This window comes from Pseudohalocynthiibacter sp. F2068 (genome assembly GCF_023015645.1).
In the GTDB taxonomy this organism is placed as follows: Bacteria; Pseudomonadota; Alphaproteobacteria; order Rhodobacterales; family Rhodobacteraceae; genus Pseudohalocynthiibacter; species Pseudohalocynthiibacter aestuariivivens.
This window is the reverse complement of sequence record NZ_JALKAK010000011.1, coordinates 74,011-95,294: the sequence shown is the minus strand read 5'-3', so window position 1 is coordinate 95,294 and position 21,284 is coordinate 74,011. Positions and strand designations below refer to the sequence as shown.

The following is a 21,284-nucleotide window of genomic DNA, read 5'->3' as shown; positions in this document are numbered from 1 at the left end:
TCTGCGGGAGCAGCGCTATTGCAGCTTATACGGAGGCAACTTTTCGCGCGCGAAAACGCGAATTGAAAAAACTGTGGATTTGGTGGAAGAACTGTTCTACTGATTTTCCGAAAAGGTTGTTCAGGAAAGTTAAAATCATGACCTCCAATATATCCTCCACTGCCCCGAATGTTTATGACGCTGAGCCGATCCCGGAAGCTGCGCGCGCTGAAATCGACCGGCTGCTCGCAACGGGTGATCTGTTCCGCTACACCGCCCCTGACGCAGCACCCGTTGCCCTGCTTGAAAAAGAGTTTGCAGACCTGCTGGGAAGCCGGTTCGCTTTGGCTGTGTCTTCCTGTTCCGCTGCATTGTTTTTGTCGCTGAAAGCGCTTGGTTTACCTCGTGATGCTCGGGTTCTGATTCCGGCCTTTACATTCGCAGCCGTGCCGTCGGCCGTTGTGCATGCAGATTGCAAGCCTGTGCTTGTCGAAGTCGGCGAAAACTACCGAATTGATATGGCGGATTTTGAGGCGAAGCTTGATGACAGCATTCAGGCCGTCCTGATCAGCCACATGCGCGGCCATACCTCTGACATGGATGCGATCATGGCACTTTGTGACGCGCGTGGTCTGCCGGTTATCGAGGATGCCGCGCATTCACTCGGCACACTCTGGAATGGCCGCAATATTGGAACAATTGGCAAAGTCGGGTGTTTTTCGTTCCAGTCCTACAAACTGATCAATGCCGGCGAAGGTGGCATACTGGTCACCGATGACGCTGATTTGGTTGCGCAGGCTGTGATTATGTCCGGCGCCTATGAAAACAACTGGAAAAAACACCCGGTTTTGCACGCTGCCTTTGCCAAGTGGCAAAACAAGCTGCCGCTCTACAATCTTAGAATGCAAAACCTTTCTGCCGCCGTGATCCGGCCACAACTGGGCGAACTAGCCCGCCGCGTGCGCGATGGTGGTGCCAACCACGATTGGGTTGCAAAGCAATTGGATGCTTCACCCTGGCTTCATGTACCACCACCTCTGGCCCAGGAAACACGCGCGCCTGATTCAATCCAGTTCAACCTTGTTGGATGTTCAGAGGATGAAACCCATGCCTTTATCAACGCCAGCAAAGCCCGAGGTGTTGGCGTGCAGGTGTTCGGTCTGACAGAGAACAACGCACGTGCATTCTGGAACTGGGAATTTATCGGCCCACAACCCGATTTGCCGCAGACCCGCGCCATGTTGATGCGCGCCTGTGATGTTCGCCTTCCGGCACGCTTAAGCCGCGAAGACCTCTCCTATATCGCCAATGCGCTAACCAAAGCGATAGAAGAGGTTAAATCCACTGCCCGTGCGGTTGCATAGGGGCCAAAACTTATAACAAACGCAATGTGTTGCCGAGCCAGGGGATATTCGCCCGTGCTGGTTTAACGATCATATCGTCAAGTAATTTTCGCAGTCTTACCGCGGCCTGCGCGGGCATATCGCCCAACACATCGCGTCGAGCATTCAAAGAAATCGTGCGCGACAGGGGTGCAAATGGTAGCGGAACAAGGTCTGCTTTATCGCAAAATCGTTGTGCACGCAGATAGCCGAGGGGTGTCAATATGGTCCAGCCTGCACCACTGGCAACCATAGCCATAATCGCGTGATAGCTGTCGAGTTCAAACCGATGCGAAAGCCGCAGATTTTGGCGCGCCAGATGCGCCGCAATTTGACGGCCCATAACATGACGTGCTGTGTACTGAATTAACGGTAGCTTGTTGAGTTGCGCAAGAACATCGCCACCCTGATCAACTAATCCCTTTGGGACGGCAGCTAAAAATGGCTCTTCCAGCAGCGGATGGACTTCCATCCATGGGGCACTTGCACCCAGATCGGCGGCAACAATCACATCCAAGGCTCGCGCATCTAAAAGGTCAAACAACCGGTGACTTGCACCTGTTTCAAGCAAGAACTGGCAACCTTTCAGATCACTCGCCATCTCTGTCAAGAAATGCGGCGTCACATCGGCATCAAAATCCTCAATCATTCCGAGCCTAAACCGGGTCAGGGATGAAAGATCTGCTGTCGCAAGTTCGGCGCGTGCCTGCTCTGCCTCATTCAGTATAGATTGCGCGCGACGGCGGAAAATCTCGCCCGCAGGCGTCAAAGACACCGGTCGCGCACTTCGGTTGAACAATGTCGCGCCAAGGGCGCCTTCGAGATTGGTGATTTGTTGACTGACCGCAGAGGCGCTTGCCCCTAACCTGCGGGCCGCAGCGGAAATCGACCCCTCTTCAGCGGTCGCAGCAAAAACCTCTATTCCCCAAAGGGTGATCCGTCCCGGAGTATCCACCATGTGCAATTTCCACCCGGCTGAGAACCACACGCTGTTTGCTGGTTTGTGCGCCGTTCAATCTTAAAGGTTTGAAAGCTTTTTCTGCAGTTCGGCCAGTTGTTTTTTTATATCGTTAAGGTCGCCCGAATCTTTAGCTTCTGGCTCGGCCTTTTCCGTCTCTTCTTCCTGGCCGGCCCAACCACCTGTCATGGCTTTCATGAAGGCTTCTTGCTGCGCTTTCATGATCTCAAAGCCTGGCATTGATGTTATTGGGTTAATTGAGCCGATCTTTTCCATCACCTGGCTCTGACCGTCACGCAGCATTTCAAAAGACATTGCCAAAAACTCTGGCACAACACTTTGAGCCTGAGTTGTGTAACTGCGCACGAGATCGTTCAAAACGCCAAGTGGCAGCACATTTTCACCGCGGCTTTCATGGTCCGCAATAATTTGCAGCAGATATTGTCGCGTAAGGTCGTCCCCGGACTTCAAATCAATAATCTGCACTTCGCGTCCATCCCGGATGAATCCAGAAATGTCATCAAGTGTCACATAGTCGCTGGTTTCGGTATTGTACAACCGCCGGCTTGCATAGCGCTTTATCAACAGAGGCTTTGTGTCATCGGTCAAGGTCAGTCCCCTTCTGCAGTGCAGAGAAGACTAAGCTTGTGCAGCATAATTGCAAGAAAAAGAAAAAGGCAGGCCCCGCGAGGGACCTGCCAATGCGATAAATATCTTCAGGGAGGGGGAAGATATTCTATCGGGAAAGCTTATTTGCCAGCAGATTTTGCAGCTTTAGCAACGTCAGCAGTTGCTTTCTTAACAGCAACAGTTGCTTCTTCGCCCATGTCTTTGCCAGCTGCGAGCATCAGTTCAACAGTTTCCATTTGAACTTTTTTAGCAACTTCAGCGAAAGCAGCCATGTTTTCAGCAGCCATTTCAGCCGATGCAGATGCGAAATCTGTCAAAGATTTCGAATATTCTGTTGGCTCGTCTTTAACTGCAGAAACATCAGCCAGTTTAGCGATGGTTGCTTTTGTCCAGCTGGAAGAAATCTCAGCGGATTTGTCTGCTGCTTGAAGAGCAACTTTTGACATTTGCTCGCCAAGGCGGGCTTGAGATTTGAAAGCATCCTGAACAGCCGTTGTGTCCACTGGGAATGCGCCCATCATGTCTTGCATGATTTTGGTGAAGTCTTGTGTATTAGCCATTGTCTTGCTCCTGAAACTGCAGGTGGGAGGAACCTGCGTAAATTCTTTCTGTGCAAACAATATGCATGCTGCAGCGCGGCATTTCAAGTAAAAAATGCTGCGCTGCAGAAAGAAATTAATTTACTTATTTTTCAATGTTTTGCGGTGTAACAACATATGTTCCGGGCGCCGCGCACAATACTTTGTTCGTCGAATCACCCGGAATCCGCGCCAGAACCTGTTTGCCAGAACGTGCCGCAAGCCATTCGCTCCAGTGTGGCCACCACGAACCCTCGTTAAAACTTGCGCCCGCCTTCCAATCATCCGGATCACCAGAGACTCCGTCGTTCAGATAATGACCGTATTTCTTCTTCGAAGGTGGGTTTACGATGCCCGCGATATGGCCGGATTCCGACAGGATGAATTTTTTTGACTTGCTGCCAAATTGTTTGATCCCGTTGAAGCTCGACTTCCAGGCGGCAATGTGATCGGTCTCGCACGCAATCGCGCAAATTGGAACGGTGATGTCCTTGAGCGTCAGGTTTTCGCCAAGCAGCTCGTATCCTTCGTTCACAAGTTGGTTTTGCTGACAAAGATCGCGCAAATATTCCATAGTCATGCGCCCGGGCAAATTTGTCCCGTCACCGTTCCAGAACAAAAGATCAAAGGCCGGAGGCGTTTCACCAAGCATGTAACTTTTGATGGCCGGGCCGTACACGAGATCATTCGAGCGCAGGAACGAGAAGGTGCGCGACATGAAGTAGGACTTCAAGACACCATCAGCCTCTATCTGTGCCTCAATGCCATCGACAAAGTCGTCTTCCAGAAATACGCCAAATTCGCCCTGATCTTTGAAATCAGTCATCGTAGTAAAGAAGGTCGCCGATTTGATCGACTTGTCGCCCTTTTTCTTAAAGTAGGCCAGAGTAAGCGAAAGAACCGTACCCGCAACACAATAACCAACCGCATTCACTTGCGGCTCATTCGTAATTTTTTTAACTTCCTCAATCGCCCGAATATAGCCGTCAGTGACGTAGGTATCGAGCCCAACATCTGAATAGCTTGAATCCGGATTTACCCAGCTTACAACGAACAGGGTATAGCCCTGCTCCACAATCCATTTGATCATAGAATTTTGCGGCTTCAGATCGAGAATGTAGAATTTGTTGATCCAGGGCGGAAAGATTATAAGTGGCGTTTTATGCACGGTTTCAGTCTTTGGTGAAAACTGGATCAGCTCGAACATTCTGTTCCGAAAAACAACGGAGCCTTCCGAGGTCGCGATATTCTCGCCGACTTTAAACGCTTTTTTATCGGCGAGCGAAACCAGCAAGTCGCCTTCATTAGCCTCCAGATCGCGCACCAAGTTTTCCAATCCGTCGACAAGCGATTGCCCCTCCGTTTCGATCGCACGACTTAATGCTTCTGGATTTGTCGCCAGGAAGTTGGTGGGCGCAAGCATGTCAACGATCTGACGTGTGAAATATTCCAACCTCTGGCGATCTTTGTCTTCCAGACCATCCATATCGGAGACAGCGGTTTCTATCGCCTCGGTATTGAAAAGATATTGTTGTTTAACAAAGTTGAAATACGGGTTGGTATCCCACATCGGGTTTGAAAAACGGCGGTCTTTTGGACCGATATCTTTTGGTGGCTCAATCATCCCCTGAGTGAGCGCTTGTTGCGCTTCAACATAATGGGTTAGCGCTTTGCCCCAGTAAGAGACCTGATGTTCAAATAACTTCGCAGGATTCTGTACCATTTCGTTCAAATATGCTGCACCTGCTTTCACAAACAAGTCATGGCCAGGCCGTTCAAGGCTGGGATTCGCAGCTTTCTTTTTGGACAATACCGCTGCCAATCGTTGCGCAAGTGCTTCAACTTTAGCCAAATTTTCTGTCATTTGGTCCAATTCGCCACCTGCGTCCTGATGATCAGTTGTCATATAGAAAAATCCACCTTAAGTTCGCTGCAGTTGCAGCATAGCGTTAAAGGCTCTTAGGTCAAAGCGACGAAATGCAGCGGCAAGAAGCGTAAAAAGGAATGCAGATGCGGTATATGGCGACCTACGACCTTATGGAAGCGACGCGCAACACCAACCAGTGGCTCGGCGCAACCGCCCTTGCGATGGCATCGTCTCCTTTCACAGGCCTTATTCCAAATCCGATGTTTCAGGTCATGGCAGCCTGGGGTGAAGTGACTGAACGCACCTTTGCCCGAATGATCACCAAACCCGACTGGGGCATCCGCACATTCACATCCGGCGGTAAGGATCATCTCGTCACTGTTGAAACTGTTGTCGAGCGTCCCTTTGGCGACCTTATTCATTTTAAAGTACAGGGCAGCAAACCCAAGGCTCGAAAAGTCATGCTTGTTGCACCAATGTCTGGTCACTACGCCACCCTTCTTCGCTCTACCGTCAAAAGTTTACTCGTTGATTGTGAAGTCTATATTACAGATTGGCACAATGCGCGCGATATTCCTGTTTCCGAAGGCAAGTTCGATGTTGAGGATTATACGCTCTACCTTGCCGATTTTATGCGCCACCTTGGCCCCGACATTCATATTATTGCTGTCTGCCAGCCAGTCCCTCTTGCACTTGCAGCAACAGCTTATCTGGCTGGGGAAGACCCGGATGCACAACCGCGCAGCCTGACGCTGATTGGTGGCCCGGTTGACCCTGATGCTGCCGCAACAGATGTTACAGACTTTGGGCGCCGCGTAACCATGGGCCAACTCGAAGAAACCGCCATTCAGCGCGTTGGGTTCAAATATGCTGGTGCAGGCCGAATGGTTTATCCGGGGCTCCTGCAGCTTGCCTCGTTTGTATCAATGAACCGGGACCGTCATTTACAAGCCTTCTCAGACCAGATTGTCCGTGCTTCAAAAGGCGAAGCGTCAGACCACGATGCGCACAACCGCTTTTATGATGAGTACCTCGCGGTCATGGATATGACAGCAGAGTTCTACCTTTCAACGGTAGAGCGAATTTTCAAGAATCGTGAAATTGCAAAGAACTGCTTTGTCGTGAATGGCGTTACTGTCGATATAGGCGCGATCACCGATGTCGCCGTCAAAACCGTTGAAGGTGCTAAAGATGATATAAGCGCCCCCGGCCAGTGTGTCGCAGCACTTGACCTGCTGACCGGACTGCCAGAAAGCAAAAAGGCCAGTCACGTAGAGCCGGGTGCAGGCCACTACGGTATTTTTGCTGGTAAAAGCTGGCGGAACAATATTCGCCCGTTGGTCCTTGATTTCATCGATACGAACTCTGGCAAGCGCGAGAAAAAAGCAAAACTTAAAGCCGTCTGATTTCACTGGTCGAGACGGAGCAGAGTATCAAAAATGCGCCCTCTATCTCAGCACGACCGGTGCTGACAGCCATTCGCGCATGATCTCGGTCGTCGTCTCGGGTGCTTCAACGGTAGGCAGGTGGCCGGCGTCTTCAATCACGCGAAACTCGGCATAAGGGATAAGGGTTGCCATAAATTCCTGACGCTGCAACGGGGTCAGCCCGTCGTATGATCCGCAAATGACATAGGTTGGTATTCGTATTGTCCGAAGTGTTTTTTGCTGATCCGGGCGGCGTTGCAAGGCACGGGATTGCCGCACAAATATGTCTGCCCCAATTTCCAGCGCCATGCCTTGGATAAGGTTTAAAACGGTAACGCGTTGTGGACCATGTGCAAGATATTCCGGTTTCAAAACCTCTTGCATCACTTCGCCAAGCCGCCCCGCTTTTGCCCCAACGATCTGCGGTTCACGCTCTGCCGCTTGAGAAGGGGTTTCAGACAAAGCGCTCGTGGAAATAAGCGCAAGTCGACAGACCCGGTCAGGCGCGCGACGAAGTATCTCCAGTGCGACGATGCCACCCAGAGAAAGCCCCGCAAGCGCAAACCTTTCAGGCGCGTTTTGCAGGATGTGTTCGGCCATCACCTCAACGGTTTCGCCCTTGATCGCGGGCGAAATCACCACAATGCGCCCGGCTGAAAGCGCGGAAATCTGCGCCTCAAAAACCCGCGCATCGCACATCATGCCGGGCACCAGCACCAGCGGTTCAGCCATTTCATTCCCCCATCACGGTCTCGTTACCGTAACGCTACGGGAATACGCCGGATTTGCCTACGAAATTTCGGGGTTAATTTGGAAGTTTCGCCAAATTTGGAGATGGAATGCGCAAGCCGCGAAAAACAGGAAAATCGGCATAGCGCGCGCGCCGCTGTTCTTTTGTTTCTGACTCTTGCTCTGCGTGCCGCAGCAAAACGCCATTCCCACCAATCCATGTGCGAATTTCGCGCGTCGGCACCTCGTGCCAAGTCAGGTTAAAAGCACAAAGTTTCGGGAAAAACTGCATTTCCGAATACGGCAGGTGATCATGCACCCACCACGCCAGGTCCCGCCAGTCACGACCCAAGGCGTATTGATCTGCGAACCACGGAATAACGATTGTCGCACAGGCACCGACATGCCCCGCGGCATCGCGCCTGTCCCAGATGTGACCTGCATAGTCAGATACGCTTTTGGCGCAATTCAGAGCGTGTTCATTTCCAAAATCATTGACCGCTTCAGACCGCAAACCCGACCGAACAGATACCACACCAAAAGTTTCGACCATTGGATCAAGCAGATTTCCACACAGCCCCTCACCTGCCTTTATCGCAAGATCAGGATTATCGGGAATATTTTGAAGCTGGTGAAAATTCGCAATTTCCGAATAGAGGAACTCACGCATGAAGAAGTATTTTGACAACCGTACGCGGCCTAAAGTTTCAAGACTCCACATGCTGCCAGGCCGGCGCATTACCTCAGGCTCCATTCCATTGAAATTCCCCCTTCGGGCCAAGCGGTGAAAACGGGTTATGCGCCACTTCCCAGACGTGACCATCCGGGTCGGCAAAATAGCCGTGATAGCCACCCCAGAAGACGTCCTGAGCGGGCTTCAGAATACGTGCTCCCGCGGCTTCGGCCAACTCGAGCAACGGTTTTACATCCGCCTTGTCACGCAGGTTGTGGGCCAGCGTAACACCAGAGAACCCACCAATCGATGCTTCGTCAATGCCAAGCTCCTCGGCCAGTGCGGCGCGTGGATAAAGACCAAGGGTTTGCCCGATCAGGTCAAAGGCAACAACCCCGTCTGGACTATCGACTTTTTCCCAGCCAAGTGCAGCGTAGAAAGCTTCGGACACCTCAGTGTCAGAAACCGCTAAAGTTATCAGACTGATACGTTGATCCATATTTTGGCCCCTTTCCGTTGGAAAATCGCTCGATTTAACTTTTTATAACATCCTCAATGCTTGCAACGATCATCGCCAGGCAATCTTCATCTGAAAACCGGTGGTCAGCACCTTTGACAAGTGTCAGGCGAATGTCGGACCCTGCGGCGTGGTCAAGCAACCGAAGTGCAACAGACATATCAACGTCTTCATCAAGAGTTCCCTGCAAAAACCGTGTTGGAAACGGCAGGCTAAGCGGGCTGCGCAGGACAAGCTGGTTACGGCCGTCCTTGATTAGTTTCTCGGTGATGATGTAGGGGTCGTCCGCATAGTCAGACGGAAGTTCTATCAACCCGTTCTTTGCAAGCTCTTCTTTTTGATTATCCGAAAAACCTGCCCACATACTGTCTTCGGTAAAATCTGGCGCAGCAGCAACCCCAACCAAACCAGCAACCCGTTCAGACATAGCTTTACATACCAACAACGCGATCCAGCCGCCCATCGACGACCCAACTAAAATCTGCGGCCCTGTCGTCAGTTCCAAAATAGCGGCAATAGCGTCTTCAGCCCATTCCCCTATCGATCCTTCAGTAAAAGCCTCTGACGAATGGCCATGCCCGGAATAGTCAAACCGTAAAAACGCGCGTCCTTCAGAGCGCGCCCAAGCCTCAAGATGAAGGGCTTTCGTCCCCTCCATGTCCGACTTGAACCCGCCAAGGAAAACGACACCTGGCGCTTGCCCTTCGGATTTATGGTACGCGATACGGCGGCCCTGAGGCGTGGTGATGTAAGATGGTTGCACGAGAGGTCCTCTTTTTTCGTCGACGCCTTAGCGAAGCGATTATGCCACGCTTTTTCAATTCGATTATGCGTCCCTATGGCCCTGTACTGCAATGCTTGACATCCTGCCCAGCAGATCGCATTTACCCGGAATACCGCAACCGGGCGTTTCGTAGGCGCCAAACTGACGAGGAGGCCAAAGATGGCTCAGATCTCTCTGACTTTTCCCGATGGCAATGCACGTGACTTTCCCGCAGGCGTAACGCCTGCCGAAGTTGCTGCGGGCATTTCGAATTCGCTGGCTAAAAAAGCAATCTCTGCAACCGTAGACGGCAAGCACTGGGATATGCAGTGGCCAATTGAAAACAATGCCTCAATCGCCATTCACACGATGAGGGATGATGTGCAGGCTCTTGAGTTGATCCGGCACGATTTTGCGCACGTTATGGCGCGCGCTGTTCAATCGCTTTGGCCGGATGTCAAAGTTACGATCGGCCCCGTTATCGAAAACGGCTGGTACTACGACTTTGATCGCAAAGAGCCCTTCAGCACCGAAGATCTCGCCACCATCGAAAAGAAGATGAAGGAAATCATCAATCTGCGTGACATTGTTCGCACGGAAGTTTGGGATCGTGCGCGTGCGGTCGCGTTCTACGAAGCAAATAACGAGCCATATAAGGTCGAACTGATCGAGGCAATCCCGGGTGATGAGCCGCTTCGCATGTACTGGCACGGCGATTGGCAGGATCTTTGCCGTGGTCCACACCTGCAACATACGGGACAGTTGCCAGCAGACGCTTTCAAACTGATGTCAGTCGCCGGCGCCTATTGGCGGGGCGACAGTGACCGCGCAATGTTGCAGCGGATTTATGGCGTGGGCTTTCAAAACAAAGAGGGCCTGAAAGCGCATCTTCATATGCTCGAAGAGGCCGCAAAACGCGACCACCGCAAACTTGGACGTGAAATGGATTTGTTTCACATGCAGGAAGAGGCACCCGGCCAGATTTTCTGGCACCCAAACGGCTGGACGATCTATACAGAACTGCAAGACTACATGCGCCGCAAACAGCGTGCAGGTGGTTATGTCGAGGTGAATACGCCGCAAGTTGTTGATCGGAAGCTTTGGGAAGCCTCAGGCCACTGGGAAAAATATCAGGAGCATATGTTTATCGTCGAGGTGGACGAGGAACACGCACGCGAAAAATCTATTAATGCGCTGAAGCCGATGAACTGCCCCTGCCACGTACAGATATTTAACCAGGGTCTGAAAAGTTATCGCGATCTGCCGCTCCGGATGGCGGAATTTGGAAGTTGTAATCGGTACGAACCCTCAGGCGCGCTGCATGGGATCATGCGTGTGCGCGGTTTTACGCAGGATGACGGACATATTTTCTGCCGCGAAGATCAGATTGAAAGCGAAACGCGCATCTATATCGATTTCCTGTCGGAAGTTTACCGCGATCTTGGCTTTGAAAGCTTCCGGGTAAAATTTGCGGACCGACCGGAAAAACGCACGGGTTCAGACGAAATTTGGGACAAGGCTGAAGAGGCGCTGCTAAATGCAACACGTGCCGCCGGAATCGAGCCTGAAATGAACCCCGGGGAAGGTGCGTTTTACGGGCCGAAGCTAGAGTTTGTTTTGACGGACGCAATCGGCCGAGACTGGCAATGCGGCACCCATCAGGTGGATTTTGTTCTGCCAGAGCGTTTGGACGCGAATTATATTGCTGAAGATGGCGCAAAGCATCGTCCGGTCATGCTACACCGTGCGACGCTTGGATCGTTCGAACGCTTCATCGGCATTCTGATCGAAAGCCACGCTGGAAAACTTCCGTTCTGGATTGCACCGCGTCAGGTTGTCGTGGCGGCCATTGTGTCTGACGCAGATGACTATGTTCAAGACGTCACCGCCGCCCTGACAGCAGCAGGCGTTCGGGCAGAAGCGGATGTGCGCAATGAAAAGATCAACTACAAGGTTCGCGAACATTCGCTTGGAAAAGTACCCGTTATTTTGGCGGTCGGTAAAAAAGAAGTAGAAGATCGCAGCGTGTCGATGAGACGGCTTGGCGAAAAACATTCAACTGTAATACTGCTTGATGAGATCGTGAACAGCCTGTCAGTCGAGGCCAAGGCCCCCGACTTGTTGTAAGAAACTGAAAAATTTGGGGCACGCGCGTTGAAACAATTCCACGTGCGTGCCCATATTTTTCAGATACTTAACAAAGAAAAATCTCACAGAAACTGAACTCAGGTAACGCAACCGTGAATGACATCGTTGTGTATAGAAAAAGAGATAAACCTTTTGTTAACCTTTTCGTGTCGCAAGGACGCGATCTGTAAAACCGTTACAAAGGAATCTTTTATGTCTAACCCTGTAAAATCTCTTGTTGTTGCTGGCGCTGTTGCCGCTGCTTTGACTGCCCACACAACAACTCCTGCTGCTGCAGCTGACAACGAAAAATGCTACGGTGTTTCGCTTGCTGGCGAAAATGACTGCGCCGCTGGCGTTGGAACAAGCTGCGCCGGTACGTCAACCGTAGATTACCAAGGTAACGCATGGAAAGCGGTTGCTGCTGGTACATGTGAAACGATGGAATTGCCCGACGGCCGGATGGGCTCTTTGACTGCGCTTGAGCGTGATCTCCCAGCATAAAATTTTTATGCGCCCTCGCTGTTTGGCGGGGGCGCTTTTTTACGTGTACTTTGTTAGGATGTCTGATGCTTGACGCTGCCCGCCATATGTTTGACTCCCTACCGAACCGCCCTGGCGTAGGGTACAAACCTCAGCATTTTTCAGACATACTCGCTGACCCAACACCTGTTGAGTGGCTTGAAATTCATGCCGAAAACTACATGGGCGATGGTGGTCGCCCTCTGGCACAGTTGCGCGCACTTGCCGAACGTTTCGCATTTTCAGTGCATGGTGTCGGGCTTTCTATTGGTGGTGAATCACCACTAAATCCCGAGCATCTTGCGCGCCTCAAACACCTTGTGAACTGGCTGAACCCGGCAAGGTTTTCCGAGCATCTGGCATGGTCCACGCATGAAACGCATTTCCTGAATGACCTGCTTCCAATGCCGTACACCCAGGCAACGCTTGACCGAGTTGTAGAACATATCGACCAAGTTCAAGAAATCGTTGGGCGGCGAATGCTGCTAGAGAACCCGTCTTCTTATCTGGCCTTTGCAGAGAGCACCTTTGAAGAAGTGGATTTTCTTGCTGAGATCGCCAAAAGAACAGGCTGCGGTTTACTGCTGGATGTGAACAATGTTTTTGTTTCAGCAACGAACCAGAAAACCGATCCGCGTGCTTATATTGACGCTTTCGCGCTCAAACATGTTGGCGAAATCCATCTTGGTGGCCACGACGAGGATGAAGACGATACCGGCGCACCGCTTCTGATCGACAGCCATGGAAAAGAGGTTATTGATCCGGTTTGGGCGCTTTATGAATACACGATTGAAAAAACCGGTCCGCTACCGACCCTGATAGAATGGGACAATGATGTTCCTGATTGGCCCGAACTTGCCGCTGAAGCCGCGCGTGCGGCAAAAATACTGGACAAGGTGACGGTATGAGCGTCGACCAGACACAATTCACAGACGCACTGCTGAACCCGAAGCTAAGCGTTCCAAAAGGCCTGGTTGATCCCGAGGGCCGCCCGGCGGGCAAACGATTCTCCGTTTATCGCAACAACGTGGCGGTCAGCTTGACCGAAGTCCTGATTGGCGCCTTTCCCGTAATTTACAGACTGGTCGGCGATGATTTCTTTCGCGCGATGGCTGGTGTTTATCTTCGCAAGCATCCCCCGACATCTGCCTTGATGATGTTCTATGGCGACGAGATGCCAGGCTTCCTGGAAGAATTCGAACCGGCTGAAAACCTTGGCTACTTACCTGATGTTGCGCGGCTCGAAATAGCATTGCGTCAGTCTTACCATGGTGAAGACGTGCCGCCCATTCAGCCCGACATCTTACAAACCTTACCAGTAGACCGGTTAATGAGGGCAAAACTACTGTTTGCCCCGACAGTGCGTCTGGTCCGGTCAAGGTGGCCGATCCACGGAATATGGCTTGCAAACACACAACCAGATGCCCCAAAACCGGAAATGAAAGCTGAAAATGTGTTGGTAACACGGCCTGAATTCGACCCGCTCGTTACTTTGCTTGTACCGGGAGCCGGGCTTTTCATCGACAGCCTGACAAAGGGTAAAACCTTTGGTGAAGCCTATGATCTGGCGGCAGAAAAAGTAGAGAGCTTTGATTTGTCTGCCTTGCTGGGTGTGCTTCTTTCTAGCGCTGCTATTACAAAAATTACTGAAGGAGACAGCCAGTGAACACGCTGATTTCGCTACACAATTCTATCTTTGAAAAGCTTGAAGGTTTACTGGAGGGCTGGTTTATTCCAACACTCGCCCGCTTTACCTTTGCTGCCACATTGCTTGTCTATTTCTGGAATTCGGCAAGCACGAAAGTCGGAGAGGGGATTTTCGGTCTGTTTTCTCCGGCGTCCGGAGCTTACTTCCAGATTTTCCCAAAGGCGATCGAGGCAGCTGGCTATAACCCGGAAAACCTGACCCTTTTCCACACACTCGCCATCATCGCTGGAACAACTGCCGAGTTTTTGTTGCCCTTGCTTATCGTCATCGGGTTGTTCACCCGGCTTGCTGCACTTGGCATGATTGGATTTGTCACCGTACAAAGCCTGACAGACCTTTTCGGGCACGGCGGAATTGAGCATGAAGGCACATTAGGCGCCTGGTTTGACAACCTTTCGGACGGGCTAATTCTTGACCAGAGACTTTTTTGGGTTGCTATCTTGCTGACGCTCGTCGTGAAGGGTGCCGGGCCGCTTTCTGTTGACAAGATCTTGAGCCGTCAGTGACTGTCAGGCTGAAGAGCCGCCAGCGCGAGCACCCCACCCAAGCCACACATTGCAATTGGGAACATGGTGAACACACCGAATCCGAATGCATAGAGCATACCGGCAGCCGACAACAACATAAGGGCTCCACCAATTTGGGCACGGGCGCGTGACATCGCCCCACCCGCAATCGCCAACAGTGGGGAAAACAGACTCACAAAACGGACCAGACCAACGTTTTCAACCTGTTCAAGCACATCAGGCGCTTCGTTTCCCATCCAATCCACGAACTCGGTGTAACCGTAGCTGAAAAAACCGACGATCATTCCAATGATGCCGCCAACAATACCCAAAACCAATGCCGCATTACGCATGTTACGCCTTCCCTTTGCCCAGATCACATAAGAACGCGGGCCTACCTATCCAAGCCAACTTTCCGCAACGTCGCGTGACCAGCCTAACGTTAGCCTGTCCCCGTCTTCTATTACCGGGCGTTTCATAAGTGTTGGATGAGATGCCAGCAAGTCCAATGGCGCAGCATTCTTTTGATTTTCACTAAGCTCGCGCCAGGTTTTGGAATTTTTGTTAAGAAGCGAAGAACCGAAGGTTTTAAAAAAGCGGTCCATATCGGGTTTTTCAACACCATCCGCGCGCACATCTATTACAACCGGCGCGTATTCGGCCGCTTTCAACGCTTTGAGCGCCTTTTTGCAGCTATCGCATGTTTTCAAACCAAAAAAACGCATTGTCCCTCCTGTTTTTCGGCTGTACTATAAGCAAGTCTTTGCGCGGTTCGAGTGGTTTTTCTTGCAATTTCCCTGATTCTTGCGCATATGACTAACGTGACAACAGTTTTCTTTGACGATCGCCTTCTTCAAAAAGGGCAGCTGAAGTGAATGAAGACCTGGCTGCACCACCCCGTCACAATACCGTGGGCGGGTTCTATGAAGGAGATTACGGAATGGCTACTGGCACCGTAAAATGGTTTAATACTACTAAAGGCTTCGGCTTTATCGCACCAGATGGCGGCGGAAACGATGTTTTCGTTCACATTTCTGCGGTTGAGCGTTCCGGTCTGACCGGCTTGGCTGATAACCAGAAAATTGAATACGAACTGCAAGAAGGCCGTGATGGTCGTCAATCCGCAGTCGATTTGAAAGCGTTGTAAGCTTTTATATTTTGAACGAATCGTTAGCTTTATACTTTTTGTTCAAGACCTTTTCTGAATACCAAACGCCCTATTCCAAACGGAATGGGGTGTCTTTATTTAGAAATAACTAGGCGTATTGATCCAGTCTGGACATTACCCAACACCCCTAAGTCGTAATCTGCAAGTAGATGCGACGTTTTTTGAAAGATACTAAAATGGCTACTGGCACTGTAAAATGGTTCAACTCAACCAAAGGTTTTGGCTTTATCGCACCTGATGGCGGAGCAAATGACATCTTTGTTCACATTTCCGCTGTTGAGCGTGCAGGCATGACCGGCCTTGCAGACAACCAAAAAGTAGAATTTGACGTTGAAGAAGGCCGTGATGGCCGTCAGTCCGCGACAAACCTTGTTGCCGTCTAAAACTACCATATGGGAGATCGGAACTAAGCTTGCTCTTTCGGATCGTCTGAGCATCTAAAGCTAAGATTTCCCGCAAAACAAAATGAGACACCCCTTCCGAAAGGAATGGGGTGTTTTTTTATGCGCAATCTCATGGTTTCAGTTACTTTTCTTTGATCTGACATGCAATGCAAAGCCCCTGTAGTGTGCTTATTGCAAATATCCGCCAGAAGAGTGCATGCTCTTTAAGATTAATAAAGGCCTTACTCATGCTTAAATTCACTGTTGCTCTAACCACAAGTTTTTTGCTGTCCTCTGTCCTTTATGCTCAGGAAACAGCGGACGCAGTAGCACCGGAAGCAGCTACTGAAACCGCTGTCGTGGCGTTGTCACAAGCGGCACAAGCGGCACTTGAGGCAAAAGCGGCAGAGCGCCCTGTTCGAGCAAAGAACTGGATGGTTGCCGCTGCAAACCCCTACGCGGTTGAGGCAGGGGCCGAAGTTCTGAAAAACGGTGGGAGTGCGGCCGACGCAATGGTGGCTGTTCAAGCTGTTCTGGGTTTGGTTGAACCGCAATCCTCAGGCCTTGGTGGCGGTGCATTTCTCGTCTGGTATGACGCAGAAAGCGGCGGGATCACCACCTTGGATGGGCGTGAAACGGCACCTTTGGCTGCGACCCCACAGTTGTTTCAGGACGAAAACGGAGAGCCGCTGAAGTTCTTTGATGCTGTTGTCGGCGGCCTTTCCGTCGGCACACCAGGTACGCCCGCACTGATGGAAGAAGCGCACCGTCGCTGGGGAAAGGCGAATTGGGGAAGCCTGTTTCAAAACGCGATCAAGTTGGCTGATGCGGGTTTCTTAGTGTCGCCTCGGCTTGCCCAGCTTGTTCAAAATGATGCAGAGCGGCTTTCGCGATTTCCCGCAACTGCGGCATATTTCTTGCCTGACAGCGTGCCAATCAAGGATGGCGACACACGTCGAAACCGTCCCTATGCCGAAACGTTAAGGGCCTTGGCGGAAAATGGGTCCGAAGCCTTTTACAAAGGCGTCATTGCCGAAGATATTGTCGCCACCGTGCGCAATGCCTCTGGCCGCACAGGGGCGCTTTCAACCGTCGACCTTGCGCTATACAAAGTTATTGAGCGCCCTGCCGTCTGCGCCGACTACCGCGAGTACGATATCTGTGGGATGGGTCCACCATCGTCTGGCGCGCTGACGGTTGGTCAAATCCTTGGTATACTTCAGTCGCATGACCTTGGCGCACTCGGCCCGGAAAGCACCGAGAGTTGGCGTTTGATTGGCGATGCGTCACGTCTCGCATTCGCTGACCGGGGCAGATACATGGCCGATAGTGACTTTGTACCGGTGCCGGCCAAAGGACTGATAGATAATGCTTATCTTGCGGAGCGAGCTCGACTGCTGGATCGTGAACGTGCATTGGAAAACGTTTCCCCCGGAACACCAAGCTGGGATCACGCGCAGCTTTGGGGTGACGATGTGTCAATCGAACTTCCCTCGACCAGCCACATTTCGATTGTCGACGGCGATGGCAACGCTCTTTCGATGACGACAACAATTGAAAATGGTTTTGGCAGCCGTTTAATGACCCGAGGTGGCTTTCTTTTAAACAACGAACTGACAGATTTTTCGTTCCGCACGCATTCAAACGGATACCCGATTGCCAACCGGCTTGAGCCCGGCAAACGCCCGCGTTCGTCCATGGCACCTACAATTGTGTTGTCTGAGGGCACACCGGTTTTGGTGATTGGATCCCCAGGCGGAAGCCGGATCATCGGATATGTCGCGCAAGCCATTATCGCGCATCTTGATTGGGGAATGGATGTACAGCAGGCCGTCGCAATGCCGCATCTGGTGAACCGGTTTGGCACTTACGATCTGGAGGCAGGTACATCTGCGGCCGCGCTGGAAACGCCATTAGGGGCACTGGGCTTTGAGATCAAAACCCGCGACCTGAATTCAGGGCTTCATGCAATTTCGATTAATCAATTTCTCGAAGGCGGGGCAGATCCGCGTCGCGAAGGTATCGCTCTTGGAGAGTAGACATAAAACAAAGCGTCAAATGCTTTCAGATGGACAGCCGCGTTAGCTCTGCTTGCAATCGTGGTGCGGCAAAATCCAGAAACGCCCGAAGCTTAGGGGCAATCAAACGGTTTCGCGGGTAAACAAGATGGACCGGAACAGGGTCTGGAAGAAAATCCTCCAAAACTGTTACTAGTTTCTTCTGACGAACATGATCCGCAACCATGTAGGAGAGCGCCATGGTTATCCCATCGCCTGCAAGCGCAGCGTCTAGTGCTGAAACAGCGTCGTTCACCTCTAGCCTCGGATTGATCGCCACATGCCCTTTTGCATCTTTCGTTTTATAGTGCCACTCGCGATTTGGCATCACGCCCGTAAACCCGATCATCGCGTGTGATTTAAGATCAACTGGGTGAGATGGATGACCACGCCATGCAAGATACCCAGGGCTCGCAAAAAAAATCCTCCGCACTTCCCCAACACGACGCGTAACAAGGCTCGAATCTGGCAGCTCACCGATACGGACGGCGACATCAACCGCCTCGTCCACGAGGTTAACCACACGATCAAGGCTGATCACAGAAGCGGTAATGCGTGGATGTGCGTTTTGGAACGCGCGCACGAGCGGGGTCAAAACAAGCCGCCCAAACATCTCAGACGCCGTAATGGTCAAATGGCCCTGCGGTACACCCGTTTCACCGATCGCTTCCCGTTCTGCGAATTCGATTTCGCTTAACAATCGACGTGTGCTTTCAAGAAACCGACTTCCTGCGTCCGTGAGGCTTAAACGTCGGGTTGTGCGTGTCAGCAAGACAACACCAAGCCGCTGCTCAAGCGAGGCGATAGCACGCGTCACTGCGGGCGGAGACATACGCAAACGTTCGGCGGCTCTTGCAAAACTACCTGTATTGTTGACCGCGTCAAAAACCTCCATCTCAAGCAATCGGTCCATGATTATTCCTATTTTCGTAATAGTATAGTCAACAATAAGCTCATTATTATCTTTTTTAAAGCACCTAAATCTAAACCACGCCGACGATCAGAGCATCAGGGGCGAAACCAAGACGAAAGACCGAACGAACACACTTTCGATGAAACGCCCAAATTTGGCCGCTCAGCGCGACCACATAACCAAGAGGATCAACCTTTGACTTTTTTCAAAACGAATGGCGCTATTGGTGCTGCCTTGTTAACCCTGAACATGATGGCGGGCTTGACGCTTTCACCAAATCAAGCGCTGGCTAATTCAGAAGCCATTGACGCCTCCGCACAGTCGGAAGCAGCGGTCCACTACAAGAACGTTGAAATTGACGGGCTTGATATTTTCTACCGCGAAGCCGGCCCAAAAGACGCCCCTACCCTTTTGCTGCTGCATGGCTTTCCAACTTCATCGCAACAATATCGCAATCTGATCCCTGAGCTTTCAGATGAGTTCCATGTCATTGCTCCCGATTATCCTGGGTTTGGTCGTAGTTCGATGCCGCCTCGCGATGAATTTGACTACTCCTTCGCGTCTTATGCCAGCCTGATGGAAAGCTTCACTAAAGAACTCGGATTAGAAGATTATGCAATGTACGTCATGGATTACGGCGCTCCTGTTGGGTACCGCCTGGCGCTTTCTGAGCCTGAGAAAGTGACTGCATTGATCATTCAAAACGGTAATGCTTACGAAGAAGGGCTATTGGAGTTCTGGGATGTGTTCAAAACCTATTGGGCTGACAACACGCAGGAAAATCGCGAACCGCTGCGTGGTTTCCTGGAAATTGGCGCGACAGAGTGGCAGTACACTCACGGAATTCCAGAGGCGAACATCAGCCTTGTAAGCCCTGACGCCTGGACGCTGGACCAAGCCTACCTGGATCGTCCCGGCAATCAGGAAATCCAGCTTGATCTGTTCTATGACTACCGCACCAACGTTGACCTGTACCCGGATTTTCAAGAGTTCTTCCGCACCTTCCAACCACCAACACTGATTGTCTGGGGCAAGAACGACGTGATTTTCCCGGCTGAAGGTGCGACACCCTATTTGCGCGATCTGCCAAATGCAGAGCTCCACCTGCTGAATGCCGGACATTTCGCTCTTGAAACAAACGGCCCTGAAATCGCTGAGAAGATTCGCGAATTTCTGGAGCGCTCGCTCATCAACTAAAATTGAGCAGGGTGCGGTGGTTTTGCTACACCCTGCTTATACCTTCTAACAACGCGTATTTCATACGCCGCTAAAACGAAACGCACGTAAAACACCTGAGGACATCTTATGGGACATAAATTTGCAGAACTTGCTTTCACCGAAACAGTCAAATCGGTTCAAGCCGCACAGGGAAGCCGTGGCAGCTATAGCCGCATGGAAGAGCGTCCTGAAGATTACAACAATGTTCTTGGTCCAAACGAAACGAACTTCATCTCAGCGCGCGACAGTTTTTACATGGCAACTGTCAGTGAAACAGGATGGCCCTATGTTCAGCACCGCGGTGGCCCAACTGGATTTGTAAAAGTTCTGGACGAGAAAACCATCACCCTGCCCGATTTTCGTGGCAACCGCCAATATGTTAGTGTTGGCAATCTTATGAAAGACGACCGTGTTTCGTTGTTCTTCATGGACTACGCGAACAAAACGCGACTGAAACTACTGGGCCGCGTCCGCATCGCCGATCTTGACGAGGTTGACCTTATCGCGCGGATCGATGTGCAAAACTACCGCGCCCGTATTGAACGGGCCTTTGTGATCACCGTTGAAGCGTTCGACTGGAACTGCCCGCAACATATTACCGAGCGTTACACATTGCCCGACATCGAAAAAAGCGTTTCAACACTCCAAAACAGAATCCAGGAACTGGAAGCGCAGGTTTCATCACTTCAAAACCCGCAAAACTAAAAGATGCCGCGGTTTCGTAATTTCGGCGTTTCATGATCACGAATCGGATTTGCAAACTTCGGTAAAAACCACTCGCCACCTAAGGAACAAACCGCTGTCGTGCCTGCAAAGCTCCTATCCTAACGCTTACTTGTCAGGGGTGCTAAGCTGATACAAGCCACGACTCGGTATGTTCTTCAGTTTTATTATGTCGTGTTTCGAGCCATCTGATTCCCCTTTCGGGCTTGCCTCAATCGAAGAATTCTTCGTGGGAAAAGATCGCATTTTGGCCTTACGTTCCGACACCCGGAGATATAGAAAAGGCTCAACGGTACACGTTGCGGCAAAGCCAAAAAATAAATTCATTAACTACAAGCATTTAATAAAGGCAAAGACACATAGGCAGGTTTGCATTTAAATGGAGCTGTCTGAGCCGAAATCGCGCCTGTGATTAATTTGCATCACGCTCAGAGCCTACGAGATAAAGAGTCTGTT

The 21,284-nt window shown here is 51.2% G+C and carries 23 protein-coding genes; 12 read left to right on the top strand and 11 right to left on the bottom strand.

The window, feature by feature from the left end:
* Positions 1–137: 137 nt before the first annotated feature.
* Positions 138–1,343 (top strand): aminotransferase class I/II-fold pyridoxal phosphate-dependent enzyme, encoded by a 1,206-nt coding sequence (locus tag MWU63_RS13895; protein WP_213890592.1) that lies wholly within the window; start codon positions 138–140, stop codon positions 1,341–1,343.
* Between the two features lie 10 nt (positions 1,344–1,353).
* On the opposite strand, the gene MWU63_RS13890 is transcribed toward MWU63_RS13895, so the two are convergent.
* The 4 genes from MWU63_RS13890 to phaC form a co-directional block, all read right to left on the bottom strand.
* Complete coding sequence (locus tag MWU63_RS13890; RefSeq protein WP_213890591.1) at positions 1,354–2,319, bottom strand: LysR family transcriptional regulator; 966 nt, start codon at positions 2,317–2,319, stop codon at positions 1,354–1,356.
* 60 nt (positions 2,320–2,379) lie between these two features.
* Positions 2,380–2,928 carry a polyhydroxyalkanoate synthesis repressor PhaR gene (phaR, locus tag MWU63_RS13885; protein WP_213890590.1) on the bottom strand — a complete coding sequence of 183 codons (549 nt, stop codon included), beginning with the start codon at positions 2,926–2,928 and terminating at the stop codon, positions 2,380–2,382.
* Positions 2,929–3,068: 140 nt separating this feature from the next.
* Positions 3,069–3,509: a phasin, PhaP gene (locus MWU63_RS13880; RefSeq protein ID WP_213890589.1), complete on the bottom strand. Its 441-nt coding sequence runs from the start codon at positions 3,507–3,509 to the stop codon at positions 3,069–3,071.
* A 124-nt stretch (positions 3,510–3,633) separates the two neighbouring features.
* Positions 3,634–5,433, bottom strand: coding sequence for a class I poly(R)-hydroxyalkanoic acid synthase (gene phaC, locus MWU63_RS13875; RefSeq protein ID WP_247078383.1), 1,800 nt, complete (start codon positions 5,431–5,433; stop codon positions 3,634–3,636).
* A gap of 104 nt (positions 5,434–5,537) precedes the next feature.
* Between phaC and phaZ the strand changes: the two genes are divergently transcribed.
* Positions 5,538–6,800 carry a polyhydroxyalkanoate depolymerase gene (phaZ, locus tag MWU63_RS13870; protein WP_213890587.1) on the top strand — a complete coding sequence of 421 codons (1,263 nt, stop codon included), beginning with the start codon at positions 5,538–5,540 and terminating at the stop codon, positions 6,798–6,800.
* 42 nt (positions 6,801–6,842) lie between these two features.
* On the opposite strand, the gene MWU63_RS13865 is transcribed toward phaZ, so the two are convergent.
* The 4 genes from MWU63_RS13865 to MWU63_RS13850 form a co-directional block, all read right to left on the bottom strand.
* Positions 6,843–7,553 (bottom strand): alpha/beta hydrolase, encoded by a 711-nt coding sequence (locus MWU63_RS13865; protein WP_213890586.1) that lies wholly within the window; start codon positions 7,551–7,553, stop codon positions 6,843–6,845.
* Positions 7,554–7,626: 73 nt separating this feature from the next.
* Entirely contained in the window at positions 7,627–8,289 is a 663-nt protein-coding gene (locus MWU63_RS13860) for a hypothetical protein (protein ID WP_246531793.1), read from the bottom strand.
* 4 nt (positions 8,290–8,293) lie between these two features.
* Complete coding sequence (locus MWU63_RS13855) at positions 8,294–8,722, bottom strand: VOC family protein (RefSeq protein ID WP_213890585.1); 429 nt, start codon at positions 8,720–8,722, stop codon at positions 8,294–8,296.
* 34 nt (positions 8,723–8,756) lie between these two features.
* A complete protein-coding gene (locus MWU63_RS13850; protein ID WP_213890584.1) occupies positions 8,757–9,503 on the bottom strand; it encodes an alpha/beta hydrolase in 747 nt (248 codons plus the stop codon).
* A 180-nt stretch (positions 9,504–9,683) separates the two neighbouring features.
* Between MWU63_RS13850 and thrS the strand changes: the two genes are divergently transcribed.
* From thrS to MWU63_RS13825, 5 genes are all read left to right on the top strand, one after another.
* Complete coding sequence (gene thrS / locus MWU63_RS13845) at positions 9,684–11,630, top strand: threonine--tRNA ligase (protein ID WP_247078380.1); 1,947 nt, start codon at positions 9,684–9,686, stop codon at positions 11,628–11,630.
* A 213-nt stretch (positions 11,631–11,843) separates the two neighbouring features.
* A complete protein-coding gene (locus MWU63_RS13840; RefSeq protein WP_213890582.1) occupies positions 11,844–12,134 on the top strand; it encodes a DUF2282 domain-containing protein in 291 nt (96 codons plus the stop codon).
* 65 nt (positions 12,135–12,199) lie between these two features.
* Positions 12,200–13,060, top strand: a complete 861-nt coding sequence (locus MWU63_RS13835) for a DUF692 domain-containing protein (protein ID WP_213890581.1) — start codon at positions 12,200–12,202, stop codon at positions 13,058–13,060.
* Complete coding sequence (locus tag MWU63_RS13830) at positions 13,057–13,818, top strand: DNA-binding domain-containing protein (protein ID WP_213890580.1); 762 nt, start codon at positions 13,057–13,059, stop codon at positions 13,816–13,818. Before MWU63_RS13835 ends, MWU63_RS13830 begins: the two co-directional genes overlap by 4 nt.
* A complete protein-coding gene (locus MWU63_RS13825) occupies positions 13,815–14,366 on the top strand; it encodes a DoxX family protein (protein WP_213890579.1) in 552 nt (183 codons plus the stop codon). Before MWU63_RS13830 ends, MWU63_RS13825 begins: the two co-directional genes overlap by 4 nt.
* Here the strand turns inward: MWU63_RS13825 and MWU63_RS13820 are convergent.
* Together MWU63_RS13820 and MWU63_RS13815 are read right to left on the bottom strand one after the other, a co-directional pair.
* Entirely contained in the window at positions 14,360–14,719 is a 360-nt protein-coding gene (locus MWU63_RS13820; protein WP_213890578.1) for a DUF4064 domain-containing protein, read from the bottom strand. The two genes, MWU63_RS13825 and MWU63_RS13820, sit on opposite strands and share 7 nt — an antisense overlap.
* 45 nt (positions 14,720–14,764) lie before the next feature.
* Entirely contained in the window at positions 14,765–15,091 is a 327-nt protein-coding gene (locus MWU63_RS13815) for an ArsC/Spx/MgsR family protein (RefSeq protein ID WP_213890577.1), read from the bottom strand.
* 215 nt (positions 15,092–15,306) lie between these two features.
* Between MWU63_RS13815 and MWU63_RS13810 the strand changes: the two genes are divergently transcribed.
* The 3 genes from MWU63_RS13810 to ggt all read left to right on the top strand — a co-directional run bounded on the left by MWU63_RS13810 (position 15,307) and on the right by ggt (position 17,956).
* Positions 15,307–15,513, top strand: a complete 207-nt coding sequence (locus MWU63_RS13810; protein ID WP_213890635.1) for a cold-shock protein — start codon at positions 15,307–15,309, stop codon at positions 15,511–15,513.
* 197 nt (positions 15,514–15,710) lie between these two features.
* Entirely contained in the window at positions 15,711–15,917 is a 207-nt protein-coding gene (locus tag MWU63_RS13805) for a cold-shock protein (RefSeq protein ID WP_213890576.1), read from the top strand.
* Between the two features lie 248 nt (positions 15,918–16,165).
* On the top strand, positions 16,166–17,956 hold the full coding sequence (ggt, locus tag MWU63_RS13800; protein WP_213890575.1) for a gamma-glutamyltransferase: 1,791 nt from the start codon (positions 16,166–16,168) through the stop codon (positions 17,954–17,956).
* A 25-nt stretch (positions 17,957–17,981) separates the two neighbouring features.
* On the opposite strand, the gene MWU63_RS13795 is transcribed toward ggt, so the two are convergent.
* Positions 17,982–18,887 carry a LysR family transcriptional regulator gene (locus MWU63_RS13795; RefSeq protein WP_213890574.1) on the bottom strand — a complete coding sequence of 302 codons (906 nt, stop codon included), beginning with the start codon at positions 18,885–18,887 and terminating at the stop codon, positions 17,982–17,984.
* A gap of 195 nt (positions 18,888–19,082) precedes the next feature.
* Between MWU63_RS13795 and MWU63_RS13790 the strand changes: the two genes are divergently transcribed.
* Positions 19,083–20,084 carry an alpha/beta hydrolase gene (locus tag MWU63_RS13790; protein WP_246531792.1) on the top strand — a complete coding sequence of 334 codons (1,002 nt, stop codon included), beginning with the start codon at positions 19,083–19,085 and terminating at the stop codon, positions 20,082–20,084.
* A 108-nt stretch (positions 20,085–20,192) separates the two neighbouring features.
* Positions 20,193–20,810, top strand: coding sequence for a pyridoxamine 5'-phosphate oxidase family protein (locus MWU63_RS13785; protein ID WP_213890573.1), 618 nt, complete (start codon positions 20,193–20,195; stop codon positions 20,808–20,810).
* Positions 20,811–21,284: the final 474 nt, after the last annotated feature.